This window comes from Alloyangia mangrovi (assembly GCF_002300555.2).
GTDB lineage: Bacteria > Pseudomonadota > Alphaproteobacteria > Rhodobacterales > Rhodobacteraceae > Salipiger > Salipiger mangrovi.
Genome location: NZ_NTHN02000044.1, coordinates 15236 through 34200, shown reverse-complemented (window position 1 = coordinate 34200; position 18965 = coordinate 15236). Strand labels below are relative to the sequence as shown.

Genomic DNA, 18965 nt, shown 5'->3' with positions numbered 1-18965 from the left:
AGGTTCCGTTTGATGTGAGGCCGTGACTTTAGTCGGCGGTCAGCAGCGGCGGCTTGCGCGAAGACAGACGCAGCTTGTCGGGGCCTTCGGTCTTCAGCACGAGCTTGTCGTCCTTGACCGTGACCTTGACCAGGCCGCCCTTGACCAGCTTGCCGAAGAGCAGTTCCTCGGCCAGCGGCTTCTTGATGTTCTCCTGGATCACGCGGCCCAGCGGGCGGGCGCCCATCTTGTCGTCGTAGCCCTTGTCAGCCAGCCATTCGGCCGCCGGCTTGGTGAGCTCGATCGACACGTTGCGATCCATGAGCTGCGCCTCGAGCTGCAGCACGAACTTTTCGACCACCGAGAGGATGACCTCTTTCGGCAGCGGCTGGAAGCTGATCACCGCGTCCAGGCGGTTGCGGAATTCCGGCGTGAAGGTCCGCTCGATGGCGGCGGTGTCCTCGCCCTCGCGGCGGTCGCGGTTGAAGCCGATGGCTGCCTTGGCCTGCTCCGCCGCACCGGCGTTGGAGGTCATGATGAGGATCACGTTGCGGAAGTCCACGGTCCGGCCGTTGTGGTCGGTCAGCGCGCCGTGGTCCATCACCTGCAGCAGGATGTTGTAGACATCCGGGTGCGCCTTCTCGATCTCGTCGAGCAGGAGCACGCAGTGCGGGTGCTGGTCCACGCCGTCGGTGAGCTGGCCACCCTGATCGAAGCCGACATAGCCCGGAGGCGCGCCGATCAGCCGGCTGACCGCGTGCTTCTCCATGTACTCGGACATGTCGAAGCGCAGCAGTTCCACGCCGAGGCTCGACGCGAGCTGCTTGGCCACCTCGGTCTTGCCGACGCCCGTGGGCCCGGCAAAGAGGTAGTTGCCGATCGGCTTCTCGGGCTCGCGCAGGCCGGCGCGCGCCAGCTTGATCGCCGAGGACAGTGCCTCGATGGCATTGTCCTGGCCGAAGACCACGCGTTTGAGCGTCGCCTCGAGGTCCTTGAGCACCTCGGCGTCGTTCTTCGACACGTTCTTCGGGGGGGATGCGGGCGATCTTCGCGACCACATCCTCGATCTCCTTGGTGCCGATGGTCTTGCGGCGCTTGCTCTCGGCCACCAGGTGCTGCGCGGCGCCGGCCTCGTCGATCACGTCGATGGCCTTGTCGGGCAGCTTGCGATCATTGATGTATCGGGCCGACAGCTCGACCGCGGTGCGGATCGCATCCTGGGTGTATTTGACCGAGTGGTGCTCCTCGAAATAGGGCTTGAGGCCCTTGAGGATCTTCACCGCGTCCTCGACCGAGGGCTCGCTCACGTCGATCTTCTGGAACCTGCGGCTGAGCGCGCGGTCCTTCTCGAAGTGCTGGCGGAACTCCTTGTAGGTGGTGGAGCCCATGGTGCGCAGCTTGCCGCCCTGAAGCGCGGGCTTCAGGAGGTTCGAGGCATCCATGGCGCCCCCGGAGGTCGCGCCCGCGCCGATCACCGTGTGGATCTCGTCGATGAAGAGCACCGCGTCGGGGTGTTCCTCGAGCTCGGTCACCACGGCCTTGAGCCGCTCCTCGAAGTCGCCGCGGTAGCGGGTCCCGGCCAGCAACGCGCCCATGTCGAGCGAGTAGATGGTGGTGTTCGAGAGCACCTCGGGGGTGTCGCCGCTGACGATCTTGCGCGCCAGGCCTTCGGCGATGGCGGTCTTGCCGACGCCGGGGTCACCCACCAGCAGCGGATTGTTCTTGCGGCGGCGGCAGAGCACCTGGATGCAGCGCTCGACTTCGTGCTCGCGGCCGATCAGCGGGTCCACGTCGCCCTTGCGGGACTTGGCGTTGAGATCCACGCAGTACTTGGCCAGTGCCGACTCCTTGTTGTCGGAGGCCTGTGCGCTCTCGTTTTTCGTCTCTTCCTCCGACTCCTGCGCGCCGGTGACCGGGCGGCTCTCGCCGTAGGCGGGGTTCTTCGCCACGCCGTGAGCGATGAAGTTGACTGCGTCGTAACGGGTCATGTCCTGCTCTTGCAGGAAATAGGCGGCGTTGCTCTCGCGCTCGGCAAAGATCGCGACAAGCACGTTGGCTCCGGTCACCTCGGTGCGGCCGGAGCTCTGGACGTGGATTGCGGCGCGCTGGATCACACGCTGGAAGGCGGCCGTCGGCACGGCCTCGGACCCCTCGACGTCGGTGACGAGGTTGGAGAGGTCTTCGTCGATGAATTCGACGAGCGTGGTGCGCAGTTCCTCGGTGTCGACCGAGCAGGCTTTCATCACGCGGGCGGCGTCGGGTTCGTCGATGAGGGCCAGGAGAAGGTGCTCGAGAGTTGCAAATTCGTGGCTGCGGGAGTTCGCCAGCGCCAGGGCCGAGTGAATTGCCTGCTCAAGAGAGTTCGAGAATGAAGGCACGGCGTGCTCCTTCCTGTCTGCGTCGGGCACTGGGCCCAACATTGCCTCTTATCGTTAAAGTTTGGTCGATCAGGACCATCCTTCAAGTGTTTTCTAGGCTTGCGGCGCTCACATTTGCCTCGGGGAGTGCAACGTGGCGTGAAAAGCGGCGGCCTAGAAGCGGTCTTTCCTGGCGCGGATTTCTGCAAAGACAACGGCGTCCGTCGCCTCGGTCAAGCCGAGCCGCTCGCGGATCTCGGGGGAGTCCGGTCGCAGGAAAGGGTTGGTGGCCAGTTCCTCGGACAGCGCGCAGGAGGCGGTAGCTCGCCCCTCTGTCCGGGCTTTGGCGATGGCGTCACTCCGAGATTTAAGCTCGGCGTTCTCTGGTTCAATAGTAAGCGCAAATCTGGCGTTGGCGGAAGTGTATTCGTGGCCCGAGCAAATGATCGTGTCCGCCGGGAGCGCCATCAGCCGCTGCATCGAGGCCCACATCATCTCGGCATCGCCCTCGAACAGTCGCCCGCAGCCCAGTGCCATGAGGCTGTCGGCGGTGAAGGCGGCCTGCGCCTGCGGCATGTAGAAGGCGATGTGGCCCAGTGTGTGGCCGGGCACGTCGATGACATGCACGCCGACGCCCGCGATTGAGAACTCGTCGCCGCCGCCGACCAGTTGGTCGAGACCCTCGATCTTCGCTGCCTCGGCGCGCGGACCGATGACGGTGCAGCCGTAGCGGGCGCGCAGCGCCGCGATTCCCCCGACGTGGTCGTGGTGGTGGTGGGTGATGAGAATCGCGTCCAGCGTCCAGCTGCGCGCGTCGAGCGCCGCCTCGATCGGCGCCGCCTCTGGGGCATCCACCAGGATCACGCCCTCGGGTCCCTTCACCAGGTAGGCGTAGTTGTCGCTCAGGCAGGGGACGGTGACGATCTCGAGGGGCATGGCTTTTCCTTCAAGGCTTTGACAGAGTGACTCGCGAGAGAGACCCAGAGTGACGCAAGGGACGACGGCCCGCAATGCATCCGGACGTGCAGGCGCTTCGCGACTTCTACTATCGCAGCGCGCTTGGCCGCGCGGCGCGTGGCGCCCTGCGCGACCAGGTGCTGCGATTCTGGCCCGAGGCGCAGGGGCTCAACGTGGCGGGCTACGGTTTCGCGGTGCCTGTGCTGCGGCCCTACCTTGCGCAGGCGCGTCGGGTCATGGCGCTGATGCCCGCGCCGCAGGGGGTCATGCGCTGGCCCGCGGGGATGCCCAATGTTTCCGTGCTGGCCGAGGAGATGCTGTGGCCGGTGGAGACCGGGCATCTCGACCGGCTGGTGGTCATGCATGGGCTCGAGACCTGCACCAACGTCACCGCGCTGCTCGACGAGTGCTACCGTACACTGGGGCCGGGGGGGAGAGGTGCTCTTCATCGTGCCCAACCGCTCGGGCCTCTGGGCGCGCTCGGAGACCACGCCTTTCGGGCAGGGCCGCCCCTATTCGCTCAGCCAGCTCGACACGCAACTCCGGGCGCATGACTTCCTTCGCGTCTCCAACGCCTCGGTGCTCTACCAGCCGCCCTCGACGCGGCGGTTCTGGATGAAGACCGCCCCGGTCTGGGAGCGGATCGGCCGCACGGTGCCGGCGGTGATGGCCGGGGGGGGTGCTCATGGTGCGCGCCTCGAAGCGTTACCCGCCGCAGCGCAAGGGCATCGGCGAGAAGGTCCGCGTGCCCAACCCGCTGGAGGTCCTGAGCCCGGTTCCCAGCAAGGAGCCGAAACCGGTCTGAGGGCGGTTTGCGGCGAAAAAAGATTCGCGCAGGCGCGCTCAACCGTGCATATCTCCCTAAGATTGTGACCCGGTTGATACGTTTGCGCTAGCGTGACGCGTGATCAAAACCTGCGCCCTCGTGACGCATTATTTCCGCTGCTCACGAAAAAGCGAGACATTCCATAGCACTGTCTGCCGCAGTGCCGCGCGGCACCGATCAGAAGCCGGAAAACCCACGCTCCGCAGATGGTTAAATGGCCGTTAGCATGTTGCGAGGTCCCCATGGCTCTGATAGATCGACGGCGATTTCGACGCCCTGAGGGCATCAGGGCAGGGACAACGCCTCCGGACGCCGGATCATTTCCGTGCGTCGCGGGGGCCTCATATCGGAAGGGTGGACGTGTCTGAACCAGCTTCGATCTCCAGCGGCATCGCGGCGCGCTATGCCACGGCGGTCTTTGGGATCGCCAAAGAGGAAAAGGCGCTCGACAAGCTCGAGAGCGGTATCGACGATCTGTCCGCCGCACTCGACGAGAGCGCCGAGCTGAAGGATCTGATCTCTTCGCCGGTCTACACCCGCGAAGCGCAGGGCAAGGCCATCATGGCTGTCGCCGCGAAGATGGGCCTCGCGCCCGTGCTGACGAACACGCTGGGCCTGATGGCCTCCAAGCGTCGTCTCTTCGCGCTGCCGCAGTTGATCGCTCACCTGCGCGAGATGATCGCGGCAGAGAAGGGCGAGGTGACCGCCGAGGTGACCTCCGCCATCGAGCTGACCCCGGCTCAGGCCTCCGAGCTTGCCGCGACCCTCAAGTCGCAGATCGGCTCGGACGTGAAGATCAAATCGACCGTGGATGAGAGCCTCATCGGCGGTCTCGTTGTTAAGGTGGGCTCGAAGATGGTCGACACGTCGATCCGTTCGAAGCTCAACTCCCTCCAGAATGCAATGAAAGAGGTCGGATAAATGGGTATCCAAGCAGCCGAGATTTCTGCGATCCTAAAGGAGCAGATCAAGAACTTCGGTCAGGAGGCCGAAGTTGCAGAAGTTGGCCGCGTGCTCTCCGTCGGTGACGGTATCGCGCGTGTCCACGGTCTCGACAGCGTTAAAGCGGGCGAGATGGTCGAATTCCCGGGCGGCATCATGGGTATGGCGCTGAACCTGGAATCGGACAACGTCGGTGTGGTGATCTTCGGTTCCGACCGGGACATCAAGGAAGGCGACGTCGTCAAGCGCACCAACTCGATCGTGGACGTGCCCGCGGGCGAAGCGCTGCTCGGCCGCGTGGTCGACGGCCTCGGCAACCCGCTCGACGGCAAGGGCCCGATCGCGGCCTCCGAGCGTCGCATCGCAGACGTGAAGGCACCGGGCATCATCCCGCGTAAGTCGGTTCACGAGCCGATGGCAACCGGCCTCAAGTCGGTCGACGCAATGATCCCGATCGGCCGTGGCCAGCGCGAACTGATCATCGGCGACCGCCAGACCGGCAAGACCGCGATCGCGCTCGACACCATCCTGAACCAGAAGTCGTACAACGACGCCGCCGGCGATGACGACAGCAAGAAGCTGTACTGCGTCTACGTGGCCGTCGGCCAGAAGCGCTCGACCGTTGCGCAGTTGGTGAAGCGCCTCGAAGCAACCGGCGCGATCGACTACTCGATCGTCGTGGCCGCAACCGCGTCCGACCCGGCTCCGATGCAGTACCTCGCGCCCTACACCGCGACCGCGATGGCCGAGTACTTCCGCGACAACGGCAAGCACGCTCTCATCATCTATGATGACCTGTCCAAGCAGGCTGTGTCCTACCGCCAGATGTCGCTGCTGCTGCGCCGTCCGCCGGGCCGTGAAGCCTACCCGGGCGACGTGTTCTACCTCCACTCGCGCCTGCTCGAGCGTTCGGCAAAGCTGAACGAGGATCACGGCTCCGGCTCGCTGACCGCGCTGCCGATCATCGAGACCCAGGGCGGCGACGTGTCGGCCTTCATCCCGACCAACGTGATCTCGATCACCGACGGCCAGATCTTCCTCGAGACCGAACTGTTCTTCCAGGGCATCCGCCCGGCCGTGAACACCGGTCTGTCGGTGTCGCGCGTGGGTTCGTCCGCTCAGACCAAGGCGATGTCCTCGGTTGCCGGCCCGGTGAAACTGTCGCTCGCGCAGTACCGCGAGATGGCGGCCTTCGCCCAGTTCGGTTCGGACCTCGATGCCTCGACCCAGAAGCTGCTGAACCGCGGCGCGCGCCTGACCGAGCTGATGAAGCAGCCGCAGTACTCGCCGCTGACCAACGCCGAGATCGTCTGCATCATCTTCGCAGGCACCAACGGCTATCTGGACAACGTTCCGGTCAAGGAAGTCGGCAAGTACGAAGCTGCCCTGCTCGCGTTCCTGCGCGGCCAGCGCAAGGACATCCTCGAGTGGATCGAAAGCGAAGATCCGAAGATCAAGGGTGAACCCGCGGACAAGCTGAAGGCAGTGCTCGACGAATTCGCCGCGACCTACGCCTGAGCGCCCTGAAAGGACAGGATTATGCCTAGCCTCAAGGACCTCAAAAACCGCATCTCCTCGGTCAAATCGACCCGGAAGATCACCAAGGCCATGCAAATGGTGGCCGCCGCAAAACTGCGGCGGGCACAGGATGCGGCCGAGATGTCGCGGCCTTACACCGAGCGCTTCAACGCGCTGCTCGGTGGTCTGGCCGCGTCGGTGGGCGGTAGCGCGACTGCGCCGAAACTGCTCTCGGGCACCGGGAAGGACGACGTGCAGTTGCTCGTCGTCATGACCGCCGAGCGCGGCCTTTGCGGGGGCTTCAACAGCTCCATCGTGAAGAAGGCGCGGACTCATATCGAAACGCTCAAGGCCGCTGGTAAGACGGTGAAGATCCTCACCGTCGGCAAGAAGGGCCGTGAGCAGCTCAAGCGTGACTACGGCGATCTGTTCGTCGGTCACGTCGACCTGAGCGATGTGAAGAAGATCGGCTATGCCGACGCTCAGAACATCGCGAAGGACATCCTCGTTCGTTTCGACAACGAGGAATTCGACGTGGCGACCATCTTCTATTCGAAGTTCCAGTCGGTGATCTCTCAGGTTCCGACGGCGCAGCAGGTGATCCCGGCGCAGTTCGACGCGCCCGAGGGAGATGCTGGCGGGTCCACGCTCTACGAATACGAGCCCGGTGAGGAAGCCATCCTTGCCGATCTTCTGCCCCGTGGTGTCGCAACCCAGATCTTCTCGGCTCTGCTGGAGAACGCGGCTTCGGAACAGGGGGCTCGGATGAGCGCCATGGACAACGCCACGCGCAACGCGGGCGAGATGATCGACAAGCTGACGATTGAGTACAACCGCTCGCGTCAGGCGGTCATCACCAACGAACTGATCGAAATCATCTCGGGCGCCGAGGCGCTCTAAGAACCGGAGACGATAAATGGCAAACGCAAAAGGCAAAGTGACCCAGGTCATCGGCGCCGTGGTCGACGTGAAGTTCGACGACCACCTGCCCGAGATTCTGAACGCGCTGACCACCGAAAACGACGGCAAGAAACTGGTTCTTGAAGTCGCCCAGCACCTGGGTGAGAACACCGTTCGCACCATCGCGATGGACGCAACCGAAGGTCTCGTCCGCGGCCAGGCCGTGGAAGACACCGGCGGCCCGATCTCGGTGCCGGTCGGCAACGCGACCCTCGGCCGTATCCTGAACGTCGTCGGCGAGCCCGTCGACGAAAAGGGCCCGGTCATCGCGGAAGAAACCCGCGCCATCCACCAGCCGGCTCCGCAGTTCGACGAACAGTCGACCGAGTCGGAAATCCTGGTCACCGGCATCAAGGTCATCGACCTGCTGGCGCCCTACTCCAAGGGCGGCAAGATCGGCCTGTTCGGCGGCGCCGGCGTGGGCAAGACCGTTCTCATCATGGAACTGATCAACAACATCGCAAAGGTGCACTCGGGCTACTCCGTGTTCGCCGGTGTTGGCGAACGGACCCGTGAGGGCAACGACCTTTACCACGAGATGATCGAATCCAACGTCATCAAGCCCGACAACCTGTCGGAGTCGCAAGTGGCGCTGGTCTACGGTCAGATGAACGAACCGCCGGGAGCCCGTGCGCGCGTCGCCCTGACCGGCCTGACCCTGGCCGAGCAGTTCCGTGACCAGTCCGGCACCGACGTTCTGTTCTTCGTCGATAACATCTTCCGCTTCACGCAGGCAGGCTCCGAGGTGTCCGCACTTCTCGGCCGTATCCCCTCCGCTGTGGGCTACCAGCCGACGCTGGCAACCGACATGGGCGCGATGCAGGAACGCATCACCTCGACCAAGAACGGCTCGATCACCTCGATCCAGGCCGTCTACGTTCCCGCGGACGACCTTACCGACCCGGCACCGGCAACCACCTTCGCGCACCTCGACGCGACGACGGTTCTCAACCGTGCCATCTCGGAACTCGGCATCTACCCCGCCGTTGACCCGCTCGACAGCTCGTCGCGTCTGATGGACCCGGCCGTTGTCGGCCAGGAACACTACGACGTGGCCTTCGCCGTGCAGGGGATCCTCCAGCGCTACAAGTCGCTGCAGGACATCATCGCGATCCTCGGCATGGACGAACTGTCGGAAGAGGACAAGCTGACCGTGGCCCGCGCCCGGAAGATCCAGCGTTTCCTTTCGCAGCCGTTCGACGTGGCGAAGGTGTTCACCGGCTCCGACGGTGTGCAGGTTCCGCTCGAGGACACCATCTCGTCCTTCAAGGCCGTGGTGAACGGTGAGTACGACCACCTGCCGGAAGGCGCCTTCTACATGGTCGGCGGCATCGACGAGGTGCTCGCGAAGGCCGAGAAAATGGCGGCTGACGCAGCCTGAGACCAGAGGGGGGCCTCGCGCCCCCCCAATAACCGGAGGCCCAAATGGCTGAAACGATGCAATTCGACCTGGTGAGCCCCGAGCGCAACCTGATGTCGGCTGCCGTCAAGGCAGTGCAGATTCCGGGCACCGAGGGCGATCTGACGGCCATGCCCAACCATGCGCCGATGATCACCACGCTGCGTCCGGGCATCCTCAAGGTCGAGACCGAGACCGGCACACAAGAGTTCGTCGTCACCGGCGGCTTTGCCGAGATCGGTCAGTCGGTCAGCGTGCTGGCCGAAAAGGCCGTGCCGCATGGCGACATGGACCAGGCGACCTACGACGCGCTCGTGGAAGAAGCTGTCATGGCCTACAAGGCCGCGAAGGAAGCTGCTCCCGAGAACGAGCCGGGCCCCGTGGACGAGGCAGCCAAGCTGCTTCAGGACATGGTGGCGGTGGGCACGCACATCGGGCTCGACCCGAAAGCGGCCAACCTCAACTACTGAGCCTGGCGTTCGAGACATGCAAAGGCCCCGCGAATGCGGGGCCTTTTGCTTTGCGGCGGAGGAGGGGGCCCTGCTGCCCTGCTGCCAGTTCCTGACAGGGGCAGCGGCTATGGCAGGGCGCAGACAAGCCCAGGAGCCCCCCATGACACCCAACATGACACCCAACCTCGTCCTTTTCTACGTCGCCGATCCTGTCGTCAGCGCGGCTTTCTACGAGCGGTTGCTCGGCATCCGGCCCGAGGCGGTCTTTCCGACCTACGCGGCCTTCGCCTTCGGAAACGGCCTGTCTCTGGGGCTCTGGTCGGAAGGGGCGAAGGACTTCGTCTCGGGCGGCAGCGGCCACAGATCCGAACTGGCCTTCATGGTCCCGGACGATGCCGAGGTCGAGCTCCTGCACGAGCTCTGGCGCGCCATGGGGGTCACGATCGAGCAGGCCCCGTTGGACGCGGTCTTCGGTCGGACCTTTGTGGCCCGTGATCCCGATGGACACCGCATTCGCGTCTGCACGCCGGACAACTGACCGGCAACATCCTGCGCTCCATGGGAAATTTTCCGTTTCCTTCGGGCGCGTGTTGCTCAAGACTGCGCGGCACGAGATGGGGAAGGACCAGATGCGGAAATTGCGCGGCGCCTGGGTGGGCATCGATCAGGGCAACGAGGATCTTTTTTTCGGAATTCGAGAGCGGCGGCGACATGTGGACCGGCTCGGGTGATCGCGAGCGGCGGCGCTGGGTCGCCTTTTCCGAGCACTTCGCCAGCCCGCCGAACGTTCAGGTCGCGCTGTCGCTGTGGGATATCGACAATGGCGGGAACATCCGTGCCGACCTCGGGGCCGAGAATGTCTCGGAAGCCGGGTTCGACATGGTGTTCCGCACATGGTCCGACACGCGCGTGGCGCGCGTGCGTCTGTCTTGGATCGCTGTTGGAGAGGTGCGGGGCGACGATGACTGGCTCATCGACTAGCCTGCCGCGGGTCTTTCGGAGCCTAGGCCGCGGTCAGCGGCCGTAGGCAGCCTGCCAAGCGATGTCGCGGATGTTGGCGCGGTGAAAGCCGATGTCGGCCAGTTCGCGGTCGCTGAAGGCTTCGAGTTCATTGACGACGCGGTGGTATTCGGCGCGGCGCGAACGAGCGAGCTTGAAGCGGGCGAACATTCGGCTGACGCTGTTGTCGCCGGTTTTGGTCGGAAGACTGTGAATGTCGGTCGTTGCCATGGTGGCCTCCTGATATCGTGATGGCGCTCACATCGGGATTCCAGGGCGGACTCACAAGTCACGTGAGGAGAACCCCGCAATGCAGACTCTGCATGTCGGGAAAAAAAACGTTCTGCGGGGCTCAGATAGGCTTCTCGAAATAGACCCGGTCGAATCCCTTTTCAGACACCCGCCCGGTCTCTAGGTAGCCGAGCCGGGGGTAGAGCGCGAGATTCTCGGTCATCAGGACATGGGTGTAGAGGCGGATTCGGTCATGGCCCGCGGCGCGGGCCTCTGCCTCGGCGAAGTCCATAAGTGCCCGGCCAATCCCGAGGCCCTGCGCATGCGGCGAGACGGCGATGTTGTCGAGCAGCATCGCGTCCTCCTGCGGCAGCAGCACCAGCAGCGCCGCGATGGCGCCATCGAGCTCTGCCACGTGGACGCGCGCCGCGGCGATGAGCGTGGCGTAATCGTCGAGCATCGGGCCGGGCTTCTTCCCGATGCGCGGGATGTAGGGGGAATAAGCCGACTCGACGATGGCTTCGATCTGGCCGAGGTCGGTGGGGCGCGCCCGCCGGATCAGTGGCGGGCGCGAGGTCATCAGAGGATGCCTTCGTAGATCGGGCCGAGCACCTCGGTCTCGAACAGCGACGACACCGAGGTGCCGTTCCAGATGTTCAGGATCGCCTGTGCGAAGATCGGCGCGGTCGGCAGGATGCGGATGTTGGGCGCCCCGGCCACGGCATCGGTGGCGGCGATCGAGTCGGTGATCACCAGAGACTTCATCACCGACTTGGTGACGCGCTCGACGGCAGGACCGGAGAGCACGCCGTGGGTGATATAGGCATGCACCTCGGTGGCTCCGTGGTCCATCAGCACCTCGGCGGCCTTGCACAGCGTGCCGGCGGTGTCGCAGATGTCGTCGACGATGATGCACTTCTTGCCGGTGACATCACCGATCACGGTCATCTCGGCGATCTCGCCCGGCTTCTCGCGGCGTTTGTCGACGATGGCGAGCGGTGCGTTGATCCGCTTGGCCAGCTCGCGGGCCCGGGCCACGCCGCCGACGTCCGGCGAGATCACCATGACGTCCTGCAGCGAGTCCTTGAACTGGTGCTGGATGTCGAGCGCGAAGATCGGCGAGGCGTAGAGGTTGTCGACCGGAATGTCGAAGAAGCCTTGGATCTGCGCGGCGTGCAGGTCCATGGTCAGCACCCGCTCGACGCCTGCCTCGTGGATCATGTTGGCGACCAGCTTGGCGGTGATCGGGGTGCGCGCCTTGGTACGGCGGTCCTGGCGGGCATAGCCGAAGTAGGGGATCACGGCGGTGATGCGCGCAGCCGAGGAGCGGCGGAGCGCGTCGGCCATGATCAGCAGCTCCATCAGGTTGTCGTTCGCCGGGTTCGAGGTCGGCTGGAGGATGTACATGTCCTCGCCGCGGACGTTCTCGTAGACCTCGACGAAGATCTCCTGGTCGTTGAACCGCTCGACGCGGGCATCGACGAGCCCGACCGCGCCTCCGCGATAGAGCGACATGCGGCGGGCGATGGCGTTCGCCAGCGGCTTGTTGGCATTACCCGCGATGAGCTTGGGTTCGATGACGGTGGGCATTTGAGGAGGCTCCGGCGTTACGGAATGACAGATTCGTGACGTTGCGGTCGCCTTAACACGCAGTTAGCGTGGGGCAAAGATACACGGAAGGGCATGTGACCCCATGGCACAAATCCAGTACTATTTTTCAATGTTGTCGCCCTTTGCCTACCTCGCTGGGCCGCGGTTCGCAGAGGTCGCGGCGAAGCATGGCGCCGAGGTGGTCTACAAGCCCTTCGACATCATGGCGCTCTTTCCGCGCACCGGTGGCGCGCCGCTGGGCCAGCGCCATCCCTCGCGGATCGATTACCGCAACGTGGACCTGCCGCGGCAGGCGAAGAAGGCCGGGCTGCCGCTGAACCTCAAGCCGATGTTCTGGCCGACCAATGCCGCCCCTTCGTCCTATGCGATCATCGCGGCGGCGAAGGCCGGGGGCGGGAACGTCGGCGGGCTGATCCAGACGCTGCTGCGGAACTGCTGGGCCGAGGAAAAGGACATCGCCGAGGATGCGGTGATCAAGGCGGCGCTGGAGGAGAACGGTTTCGACGCGTCGCTGGCCGACAGCGGGCTTCTGGTCGGCGCCGAGACCTATGCCGCCAACCTTGAAGAGGCCGTGGGGGCCGGGGTCTTCGGCTCTCCGTTCTGGATCACCGCGGAAGGGGAGAAGTTCTGGGGGCAGGACCGGCTCGAGGACCTGGACCTGCATCTGAGCGGAAAGCTCTGAAAGAGGCGGCCCGGCTCAAAGCCGGGCCGCGCCAGCCGTGCTGGCGATCAGCCCTTCTGGCCGATCTTCGACTCGGTGCCCTTGCGGATGCGGTCGATGTTCTCGCGATGGCGCCAGAAGATCAGCACCGTCAGGACCAGCGTCAGCGCGGTCATTTCGATCTGCCCGAAAAGCACCATCCAGACGGTCGAGAGCAGCGCCGCGATCAGCGCGCCCATCGAGGAAATTCGCGACATCGCCGCGCCAGCGAGCCAGGTGGCGCAGGTGATCAACCCGACGGGCCAGTGCAGCGCGAGGATGAGGCCGATGAAGGTCGCCACGCCCTTGCCGCCCTTGAACTTGAGCCAGACCGGGAAGCAATGGCCGAGGAAGGCCGCGAGTCCGGCGAGTTGCGCGGCGTCTTCGCCCGCCAGCCAGCGCGCCAGCAGCACCGCCACCGCGCCCTTGCCGCCGTCGAGGATCAGCGTGCCCGCCGCCGCCGCCTTGTTGCCGGTGCGCAGCACGTTGGTCGCGCCGATGTTTCCCGAGCCTATGCTGCGCAGATCGCCGAGGTTCATCGCCCGGGTCAGCAACAGGCCGAAGGGGATCGAGCCGAGCAGGTAGCCCAGAACTGCCCAGAGGATCAGAACGGGGACCGAAGAGGTGATCTCGGGCAGCATTTCAGGCGCTCCAGACCGGGGTGCCGGCGACGAGGGTCTGCAGAACCTTGCCCTGCAGCCGTGCCCCGTCGAAGGGGGTGTTCTTGGATTTCGACTGCAGCTTGAAGCGATCGAGGACGAAAGGCTTGTCGGCGTCGAAGATCACAAGGTCGGCGGGCGCGCCCGCGCTCAGGCGGCCGCAGTCGAGGCCGAGCCGTTTGGCGGGGTTCAGCGACAACCCGCGGAACAGCACCGGCAGATCGACCTCGCCCGCGTGGTAAAGGCGCAGCAGCACCGGCAGCATGGTCTCGAGACCCACCGCGCCCGAAGCGGCCTCTTCGAAGGGCAGGCGCTTCGATTCCTCGTCCTGCGGCGTGTGGAACGAGCCAATGACGTCGATGAGCCCGGTGCGCAGCGCTTCCAGCACCGCCTGCCGGTCGTCCTCGGAGCGGAGCGGCGGCTTGACCTTGAAGAACGTGCGGTAGTCGGCCACGTCCATCTCGTTCAGCGTCAGGTGGTGCATGGAGATGCCCGCGGTCACATCGAAGCCGTTGTTCTTCGCCCGCTCAAGCGCCGGCAGGGCACGGGCGGTGGTGATCTGGTCGGCGTGGTAGCGCACCCCGGTCATCTCGACGAGCGCGATGTCGCGGTCGAGCCCCATGCGCTCGGCCATCGGCGAGACCGCCGGAAGGCCGCGCAGCGAGGCGAACTTGCCCGAGCTGGCGGCGGCGCCCTTCGACAGGATCGGCTCCTGCGGGTGGCTCATGACCAGCGCGCCGAGCGAGCGGGCGTAGCCCATCGCGCGGGACAGCACCTTGGTGTCGCTCACCACGCGGTCGCAATCGGTGAAGGCCACGGCGCCGGCGTCGAGCAGGAAGCCGAGCTCGGTCATCTCGCGCCCCTCCCGGCCCTTGGTCAGCGCGGCCATGGGCAGAACGTTCACCGGCGCGGTTTCATTGGCACGGCGGCGGATGAACTCCAGCACCTCGGGCGTGTCGATGGCCGGCGAGGTGTCGGGGCGGGTGACCATGGTGGTCACGCCCCCGGCGGCGGCGGCCATGCCGGCGGTCTTGAAGCTTTCCTTGTGGCGCTCGCCCGGCTCGCCCACCTTGACGCCGAGATCGACGATGCCCGGCGCCACATGCGCACCGTTCAGGTCCTGCGCGTCTGTCTGACCGGCAAGCGTCGCGATCTCGTCGGCCGAGGTGACCACGGCTTTGATCCGGCCGCCCGAGAGCAGAAGCGCGCCTTCCGTGACGGTCCCGGCCTCGGGGTCGATCAGCCGGGCGTTGTAGAGCAGCGTGTCTTTCATTCGATGCCTCCGGAGGGCGGGGTCAGGGTCAGGGCGGCGGGCGGGCGCATCAGGCGGCCCTGAAGACGATGGCGAGCACCAGCACCACCAGAATGCCGAGCCCGAGAAGGGCGAAGGTCAGCGCGCGGTTGCGCGGCTCGGTGCCGCCGGGGGCGGGGCGATCCATGCTGCCCCGGGCACCGGCACTGCGCAGCTTGCCGCCGCGCGGGCTCGCGCCCTCGGCTTCCTTGAAGGTGCCGATCCAGCGCAGCGGGGCCGAGATGGTCAGGTCCTGCGAGGTGTGATCGAAAGCCGGGCTCGGGAGGACCACCACGTGGCCCTTCAGCGCGTCGATCCGTGGCTTCATCTGGCGGAAGTCCTCGCCGCCGACCTGGTAGGCCTCGGCGAGATAGGACGAGAGCGACATCTCCCCCAGATCTCGGATCGAGACCACGTCTATCCGCGAAGGCCGGAGCTTGCGCGCGCCAAGCGCGTATTGCATCGGGAACTCCCCGGTGCCGGCCTGTGTGGTGAAGCGCTCGACCGCTTCCGCCGGCAGGTCGAGGTGGAAGAGGCGAACCTCGCCATCCACCGAGCCGTTGATGTGCATCCTGGTCATGCCGCGCCCCGATCAGACGGCCAGGTCGGTGGGGCGGGCGCGCAGGTTGCGGGCCAGAAGGTCCATGGCCGCCATGCGCACCGCGACGCCCATCTCGACCTGCTCCTGGATGACCGAGCGGTTGATGTCGTCGGCGATGGTGCCGTCGATCTCGACGCCGCGGTTCATCGGGCCGGGGTGCATGACGATGGCGTCGGGCTTGGCATGGGCCAGCTTCTCGGCGTCGAGCCCCCAGCGGTGGTAATACTCGCGCTCAGAGGGGATGAAGCCGCCGTCCATGCGCTCCTTCTGCAGGCGCAGCATCATCACCACGTCGACGTCCTTCAGCCCCTCGGCCATGTCGTCGTAAACCTCGGCGCCGAAGTCGGCGATGCCCGAGGGCATGAGCGTGGAGGGGCCGACGAGACGGATGCGGTTCTCCATCTTGTGCAGCAGCAGCAGGTTCGAGCGCGCAACGCGCGAATGGGCGATGTCGCCGCAGATCGCGATGTTGAGCCGGTGAAGGCGGCCCTTGGCGCGGCGGATGGTCAGCGCGTCGAGCAGCGCCTGCGTCGGGTGCTCGTGCTTGCCGTCGCCGGCGTTGATCACCGCGCAGTTCACCTTTTGCGCCAAGAGGTCCACCGCGCCGGAATGGGGGTGACGGACCACCAGCAGGTCGGGGTGCATGGCATTGAGCGTCAGCGCCGTGTCGATCAGCGTCTCGCCCTTCTTGATCGAGCTGGCCTGCATCGACATGTTCATCACATCCGCCCCGAGCCGCTTGCCCGCCAGCTCGAAGCTGGACTGGGTGCGGGTGGAGTTCTCGAAGAACATGTTGATCTGGGTCAGTCCGGCCAGCGCGGTGGCGTGTTTCTCGCGCTGGCGCGAGAGCGTCACGTAGCGATCTGCCAGATCGAGCAGCGTGGTGATTTCGTCGGGACGGAGGGGCTCGATGCCCAGAAGGTGGCGCTGGTCGAAACGCATGGAACGGCTCCCCTTGAGTTGTCGCGGTTATAGAAACGCAGGGCCCGCGCGACAAGTGGTTGCGAAATGGCGGCAAAGGCCCGCCTTCCACGTCACCATGCGATTTCGGAGCAGTTGTCCCGGGACGAAGGATCAGGGCGCTTCGAGCAGGGTGACCGTGGTGTCGCCGTAGCGGCGGCTGTCGAGCGGGGTGAAACCCTCGGGCGCGTCCTGCGGGCCGCTTTCCTCCCAGACGATCAGCGCCCCGGGGGCAAGCCAGCCCTGCGCGCGTGCGGCCTCCAGCGCCTTGGCGCCGAGGTTCAGCCCGTAGGGCGGATCGAGAAAGACTAGCGTCGCGGGCGCCTCGGCAGAAGGCAGGCGCGTGGCGTTGCACGACAGCGTCCGGGCGCGGTCTGCGCAGCCGAGCAGCCGGATGTTCTGCTTGATGAGTTTCTGCGCCACGCGGCCGTCATCCACGAAGGTCGCCGAGGTTGCCCCGCGCGACAGGGCCTCGAGCCCCAGCGCGCCGGTCCCGGCGAAGAGATCGAGCACCACCGCGCCCTCGAAGGGCTCGCCGAAGCGTCCGCCGCCGAGCATGTTGAACAGGCTCTCGCGCACCCGGTCGGTGGTGGGGCGCAGATGCGCGCCGGGATCGCCCTTGCCGACGGCGGTGAGCGCGCGTCCGCGCCAGTCTCCGGCGATGATCCTCATGGCTTCAGCAGCGCCTTGAGGTCGCTGCCCGCGTCTGCGACCACCTCGGGATCGGCACTCTTGCCCGCCTCGATCAGCCGCTTGCCGACCATGTAGGCGCGAGGATCGTTCATCGCGTCGAGCGCGATGAGCTGGCCCTCGCGGTAGTACCAGTGCGACACCGGCCCCGCGCTGCCGTCCCGCACCACGACCTTGTCGTAGCCGGCGTTCAGCCCGGCGATCTGCAACTTCACGTCGTACTGGTCGGACCAGAACCAGGGCTTGGGCTGGTAGGGAACCTCGGCCCCCAGGATGTTGTCGGCCACCGCCTCGGCCTGGTCGATGGCATTGCCGACGCTTTCCAGCCGCAGCTGTGCGCCGCCGAGCGGGAAGGAGGCGCAATCGCCCGCCGCCCAGACGTGCGGCACCGAGCAACGGCCGAAGGCGTCGGTGCGAATGCCGTTCTCGATCTCGATACCGGCGGCCTCGGCGACCGAGGTCTCGGGCAGGATGCCGACGCCGACAATGACGAAATCGACGGGCAGGCTGGTGCCGTCGGTCAGTTCCGCCGCGGTGACCTTGCCGTCTTCGCAGAGCAGCGTGCCGAGACCGACACCCTCGCGCAGATCGACGCCATGGCCCTTGTGCAGGGCGCGGAACCAATCCGAGGTCTCGGGGGCGGCGACACGCTGCAGGATGCGCTCGGCCATCTCGACCAGCGTCACCTTCAGGCCGAGCTTGCAGGCGACCGCCGCCGCCTCGAGCCCGATGTAACCGCCACCGACGATCAGAACGCGGGCGCCCGCCGCGAAGCGGGCGCGCATGGCGTCGACGTCGGACATGCCGCGCACCACGCAGACGCCGTCCAGATCGCCGCCGATCGCGGCGGGCAGGCCTCGCGGGGCGGAGCCGGTGCAGAAGACCAGATCGTCATAGGCGATCTCGCGCCCCCCCGGCGATGACATGCTGCGCCTCGGTGTCGACCGAGACGGCGGGTTCACCCAGCATCAGCGTGATGTTCTGCTCGTCGTAATAGGTACGAGGACGAAGGTAGAGCCGATCCTTCTCCATCTCGCCCAGCAGGTAGGCCTTGGAGAGCGGCGGGCGCTGGTAGGGTGGCTCGGCCTCGGCGCCGATCACGGTGATCTCGCCCTCGAACCCCTTGCCGCGCAGGCGCGCCACCAGCGAGGCCGCGGCCTGTCCCGCGCCGATCACAACAACATGCCCCATGGCTGCCCTCTTTTCCGCTTTCCCGTGATTTGCGCGAAACCTATATCTCGCCCTGTCGGAAACGCAAATGATGGAGAAAACGGCATGGCGCTATCCGCTGGAGACCGGCTGCCCGAGGCAGAGCTGTTGACACTGGGCGAGGCCGGCCCGGAACAGGTATCGCTTGGCGAGAAGCTGGCGGGCCGCAAGGTGGTGATCTTCGCATTGCCGGGAGCCTTCACCCCGACCTGTTCGGTCGCCCATGTGCCGAGCTTCATCCGCACCAAGGGTGGCTTTGACGAAAAGGGCGTGGACGAGATCATCTGCATCTCGGTGAACGATCCCTTCGTGATGAAGGCCTGGGGCGAGGCCACGGGCGCGACAGAGGCCGGGCTGACCCTGCTCGCCGATGCGGACTGTGCCTTCACCTCGGCGATCGGCATGGAGTTCACCGCCGAGCCCGCCGGGCTGATCCGCCGCTCGAAGCGCTACGCGATGTATGTCGAGGACGGCACGGTGAAAGTCTTCCACGAGGAGACCGGGCGCGGCACTTGCGAGGTGTCGGGCGGCGAGGCGCTGCTGTCGGCGATCTGAGCGAAACCGCATCCGGCGGCGCTTCTGCTGCCGCCGGATGTGCGTATTTGCAAAGGGAAGAAGCGCGAC

The 18965-nt window shown here is 65.8% G+C and carries 19 protein-coding genes and 4 pseudogenes; 10 read left to right on the top strand and 13 right to left on the bottom strand.

Annotated elements, in window-relative coordinates:
• Positions 1 to 28 precede the first annotated feature (28 nt).
• The 4 genes and pseudogenes from CLG85_RS27835 to gloB form a co-directional block, all read right to left on the bottom strand.
• Positions 29 to 1000 (bottom strand): AAA family ATPase, encoded by a 972-nt coding sequence (locus CLG85_RS27835; protein WP_375796941.1) that lies wholly within the window; start codon positions 998 to 1000, stop codon positions 29 to 31.
• 73 nt (positions 1001 to 1073) lie between these two features.
• Positions 1074 to 1631: pseudogene (locus CLG85_RS27830) on the bottom strand (AAA family ATPase); the annotation flags it as partial.
• Between the two features lie 399 nt (positions 1632 to 2030).
• A pseudogene (locus CLG85_RS28100) lies at positions 2031 to 2399 on the bottom strand (Clp protease N-terminal domain-containing protein); the annotation flags it as partial.
• Between the two features lie 111 nt (positions 2400 to 2510).
• The gene (gene gloB / locus CLG85_RS19920; RefSeq protein ID WP_095880789.1) at positions 2511 to 3272 is read right to left on the bottom strand and encodes a hydroxyacylglutathione hydrolase; all 762 of its coding nucleotides are present in this window, start codon (positions 3270 to 3272) and stop codon (positions 2511 to 2513) included.
• A gap of 74 nt (positions 3273 to 3346) precedes the next feature.
• Between gloB and CLG85_RS19915 the strand changes: the two are divergent.
• The 8 genes and pseudogenes from CLG85_RS19915 to CLG85_RS19880 all read left to right on the top strand — a co-directional run bounded on the left by CLG85_RS19915 (position 3347) and on the right by CLG85_RS19880 (position 10371).
• Positions 3347 to 4098: pseudogene (locus tag CLG85_RS19915) on the top strand (methyltransferase domain-containing protein).
• A 375-nt stretch (positions 4099 to 4473) separates the two neighbouring features.
• Positions 4474 to 5040, top strand: coding sequence for a F0F1 ATP synthase subunit delta (locus tag CLG85_RS19910; protein ID WP_095880791.1), 567 nt, complete (start codon positions 4474 to 4476; stop codon positions 5038 to 5040).
• A complete protein-coding gene (gene atpA, locus CLG85_RS19905) occupies positions 5041 to 6579 on the top strand; it encodes a F0F1 ATP synthase subunit alpha (protein ID WP_095880792.1) in 1539 nt (512 codons plus the stop codon).
• Positions 6580 to 6600: 21 nt separating this feature from the next.
• Entirely contained in the window at positions 6601 to 7479 is an 879-nt protein-coding gene (locus CLG85_RS19900; protein WP_095880793.1) for a F0F1 ATP synthase subunit gamma, read from the top strand.
• Between the two features lie 16 nt (positions 7480 to 7495).
• Positions 7496 to 8920, top strand: coding sequence for a F0F1 ATP synthase subunit beta (gene atpD / locus CLG85_RS19895; RefSeq protein WP_095880794.1), 1425 nt, complete (start codon positions 7496 to 7498; stop codon positions 8918 to 8920).
• Positions 8921 to 8964: 44 nt separating this feature from the next.
• On the top strand, positions 8965 to 9408 hold the full coding sequence (locus CLG85_RS19890) for a F0F1 ATP synthase subunit epsilon (RefSeq protein WP_095880795.1): 444 nt from the start codon (positions 8965 to 8967) through the stop codon (positions 9406 to 9408).
• Positions 9409 to 9550: 142 nt separating this feature from the next.
• Positions 9551 to 9928, top strand: coding sequence for a VOC family protein (locus CLG85_RS19885; RefSeq protein ID WP_235865293.1), 378 nt, complete (start codon positions 9551 to 9553; stop codon positions 9926 to 9928).
• Between the two features lie 173 nt (positions 9929 to 10101).
• A complete protein-coding gene (locus tag CLG85_RS19880) occupies positions 10102 to 10371 on the top strand; it encodes an H-type lectin domain-containing protein (protein ID WP_311735013.1) in 270 nt (89 codons plus the stop codon).
• A 33-nt stretch (positions 10372 to 10404) separates the two neighbouring features.
• Here the strand turns inward: CLG85_RS19880 and CLG85_RS19875 are convergent, their stop codons facing one another.
• The 3 genes from CLG85_RS19875 to CLG85_RS19865 form a co-directional block, all read right to left on the bottom strand.
• Positions 10405 to 10620, bottom strand: a complete 216-nt coding sequence (locus tag CLG85_RS19875) for a DUF1127 domain-containing protein (protein ID WP_095880796.1) — start codon at positions 10618 to 10620, stop codon at positions 10405 to 10407.
• 121 nt (positions 10621 to 10741) lie between these two features.
• Complete coding sequence (locus CLG85_RS19870) at positions 10742 to 11200, bottom strand: GNAT family N-acetyltransferase (protein WP_176476469.1); 459 nt, start codon at positions 11198 to 11200, stop codon at positions 10742 to 10744.
• Positions 11200 to 12210, bottom strand: coding sequence for a ribose-phosphate pyrophosphokinase (locus CLG85_RS19865; RefSeq protein WP_095880797.1), 1011 nt, complete (start codon positions 12208 to 12210; stop codon positions 11200 to 11202). The genes CLG85_RS19870 and CLG85_RS19865 overlap by 1 nt, the downstream gene beginning before the upstream one ends.
• A 103-nt stretch (positions 12211 to 12313) precedes the next feature.
• Between CLG85_RS19865 and CLG85_RS19860 the strand changes: the two genes are divergently transcribed.
• Entirely contained in the window at positions 12314 to 12913 is a 600-nt protein-coding gene (locus CLG85_RS19860) for a 2-hydroxychromene-2-carboxylate isomerase (protein WP_095880798.1), read from the top strand.
• Between the two features lie 47 nt (positions 12914 to 12960).
• On the opposite strand, the gene plsY is transcribed toward CLG85_RS19860, so the two are convergent.
• The 6 genes and pseudogenes from plsY to CLG85_RS19830 all read right to left on the bottom strand — a co-directional run bounded on the left by plsY (position 12961) and on the right by CLG85_RS19830 (position 18323).
• Positions 12961 to 13572 carry a glycerol-3-phosphate 1-O-acyltransferase PlsY gene (gene plsY, locus CLG85_RS19855; protein ID WP_224847881.1) on the bottom strand — a complete coding sequence of 204 codons (612 nt, stop codon included), beginning with the start codon at positions 13570 to 13572 and terminating at the stop codon, positions 12961 to 12963.
• Between the two features lies 1 nt (position 13573).
• Entirely contained in the window at positions 13574 to 14863 is a 1290-nt protein-coding gene (gene pyrC, locus CLG85_RS19850) for a dihydroorotase (RefSeq protein WP_095884510.1), read from the bottom strand.
• Between the two features lie 49 nt (positions 14864 to 14912).
• On the bottom strand, positions 14913 to 15461 hold the full coding sequence (locus CLG85_RS19845) for an aspartate carbamoyltransferase catalytic subunit (protein ID WP_260349902.1): 549 nt from the start codon (positions 15459 to 15461) through the stop codon (positions 14913 to 14915).
• Between the two features lie 12 nt (positions 15462 to 15473).
• Positions 15474 to 16424, bottom strand: a complete 951-nt coding sequence (locus tag CLG85_RS19840; RefSeq protein ID WP_095880425.1) for an aspartate carbamoyltransferase catalytic subunit — start codon at positions 16422 to 16424, stop codon at positions 15474 to 15476.
• 132 nt (positions 16425 to 16556) lie between these two features.
• The gene (gene rsmD / locus CLG85_RS19835) at positions 16557 to 17114 is read right to left on the bottom strand and encodes a 16S rRNA (guanine(966)-N(2))-methyltransferase RsmD (protein ID WP_095880424.1); all 558 of its coding nucleotides are present in this window, start codon (positions 17112 to 17114) and stop codon (positions 16557 to 16559) included.
• Positions 17111 to 18323 (bottom strand): annotated as a pseudogene (locus CLG85_RS19830) (NAD(P)/FAD-dependent oxidoreductase). The gene rsmD and the pseudogene CLG85_RS19830 overlap by 4 nt, the downstream one beginning before the upstream one ends.
• Before the next feature lie 84 nt (positions 18324 to 18407).
• On the opposite strand from CLG85_RS19830, the gene CLG85_RS19825 reads away from it, so the two are divergent.
• Positions 18408 to 18896 carry a peroxiredoxin gene (locus tag CLG85_RS19825; RefSeq protein WP_095880422.1) on the top strand — a complete coding sequence of 163 codons (489 nt, stop codon included), beginning with the start codon at positions 18408 to 18410 and terminating at the stop codon, positions 18894 to 18896.
• Positions 18897 to 18965 lie beyond the last annotated feature (69 nt).

Excerpts from the sequence above, each read along its gene's own strand:
- CLG85_RS19885 (WP_235865293.1), top strand. The coding sequence starts at position 9,551 with ATGACACCCAACATGACACCCAACCTCGTCCTTTTCTACGTCGCCGAT.
- CLG85_RS19865 (WP_095880797.1), bottom strand. The coding sequence starts at position 12,210 with ATGCCCACCGTCATCGAACCCAAGCTCATCGCGGGTAATGCCAACAAG.
- rsmD (WP_095880424.1), bottom strand. The coding sequence starts at position 17,114 with ATGAGGATCATCGCCGGAGACTGGCGCGGACGCGCGCTCACCGCCGTC.
- pyrC (WP_095884510.1), bottom strand. The coding sequence starts at position 14,863 with ATGAAAGACACGCTGCTCTACAACGCCCGGCTGATCGACCCCGAGGCC.
- CLG85_RS19880 (WP_311735013.1), top strand. The coding sequence starts at position 10,102 with ATGTGGACCGGCTCGGGTGATCGCGAGCGGCGGCGCTGGGTCGCCTTT.
- plsY (WP_224847881.1), bottom strand. The coding sequence starts at position 13,572 with ATGCTGCCCGAGATCACCTCTTCGGTCCCCGTTCTGATCCTCTGGGCA.
- atpD (WP_095880794.1), top strand. The coding sequence starts at position 7,496 with ATGGCAAACGCAAAAGGCAAAGTGACCCAGGTCATCGGCGCCGTGGTC.
- CLG85_RS19860 (WP_095880798.1), top strand. The coding sequence starts at position 12,314 with ATGGCACAAATCCAGTACTATTTTTCAATGTTGTCGCCCTTTGCCTAC.
- CLG85_RS19825 (WP_095880422.1), top strand. The coding sequence starts at position 18,408 with ATGGCGCTATCCGCTGGAGACCGGCTGCCCGAGGCAGAGCTGTTGACA.
- gloB (WP_095880789.1), bottom strand. The coding sequence starts at position 3,272 with ATGCCCCTCGAGATCGTCACCGTCCCCTGCCTGAGCGACAACTACGCC.
- CLG85_RS19870 (WP_176476469.1), bottom strand. The coding sequence starts at position 11,200 with ATGACCTCGCGCCCGCCACTGATCCGGCGGGCGCGCCCCACCGACCTC.
- CLG85_RS19840 (WP_095880425.1), bottom strand. The coding sequence starts at position 16,424 with ATGCGTTTCGACCAGCGCCACCTTCTGGGCATCGAGCCCCTCCGTCCC.
- atpA (WP_095880792.1), top strand. The coding sequence starts at position 5,041 with ATGGGTATCCAAGCAGCCGAGATTTCTGCGATCCTAAAGGAGCAGATC.
- CLG85_RS19900 (WP_095880793.1), top strand. The coding sequence starts at position 6,601 with ATGCCTAGCCTCAAGGACCTCAAAAACCGCATCTCCTCGGTCAAATCG.
- CLG85_RS19875 (WP_095880796.1), bottom strand. The coding sequence starts at position 10,620 with ATGGCAACGACCGACATTCACAGTCTTCCGACCAAAACCGGCGACAAC.
- CLG85_RS19890 (WP_095880795.1), top strand. The coding sequence starts at position 8,965 with ATGGCTGAAACGATGCAATTCGACCTGGTGAGCCCCGAGCGCAACCTG.
- CLG85_RS19845 (WP_260349902.1), bottom strand. The coding sequence starts at position 15,461 with ATGACCAGGATGCACATCAACGGCTCGGTGGATGGCGAGGTTCGCCTC.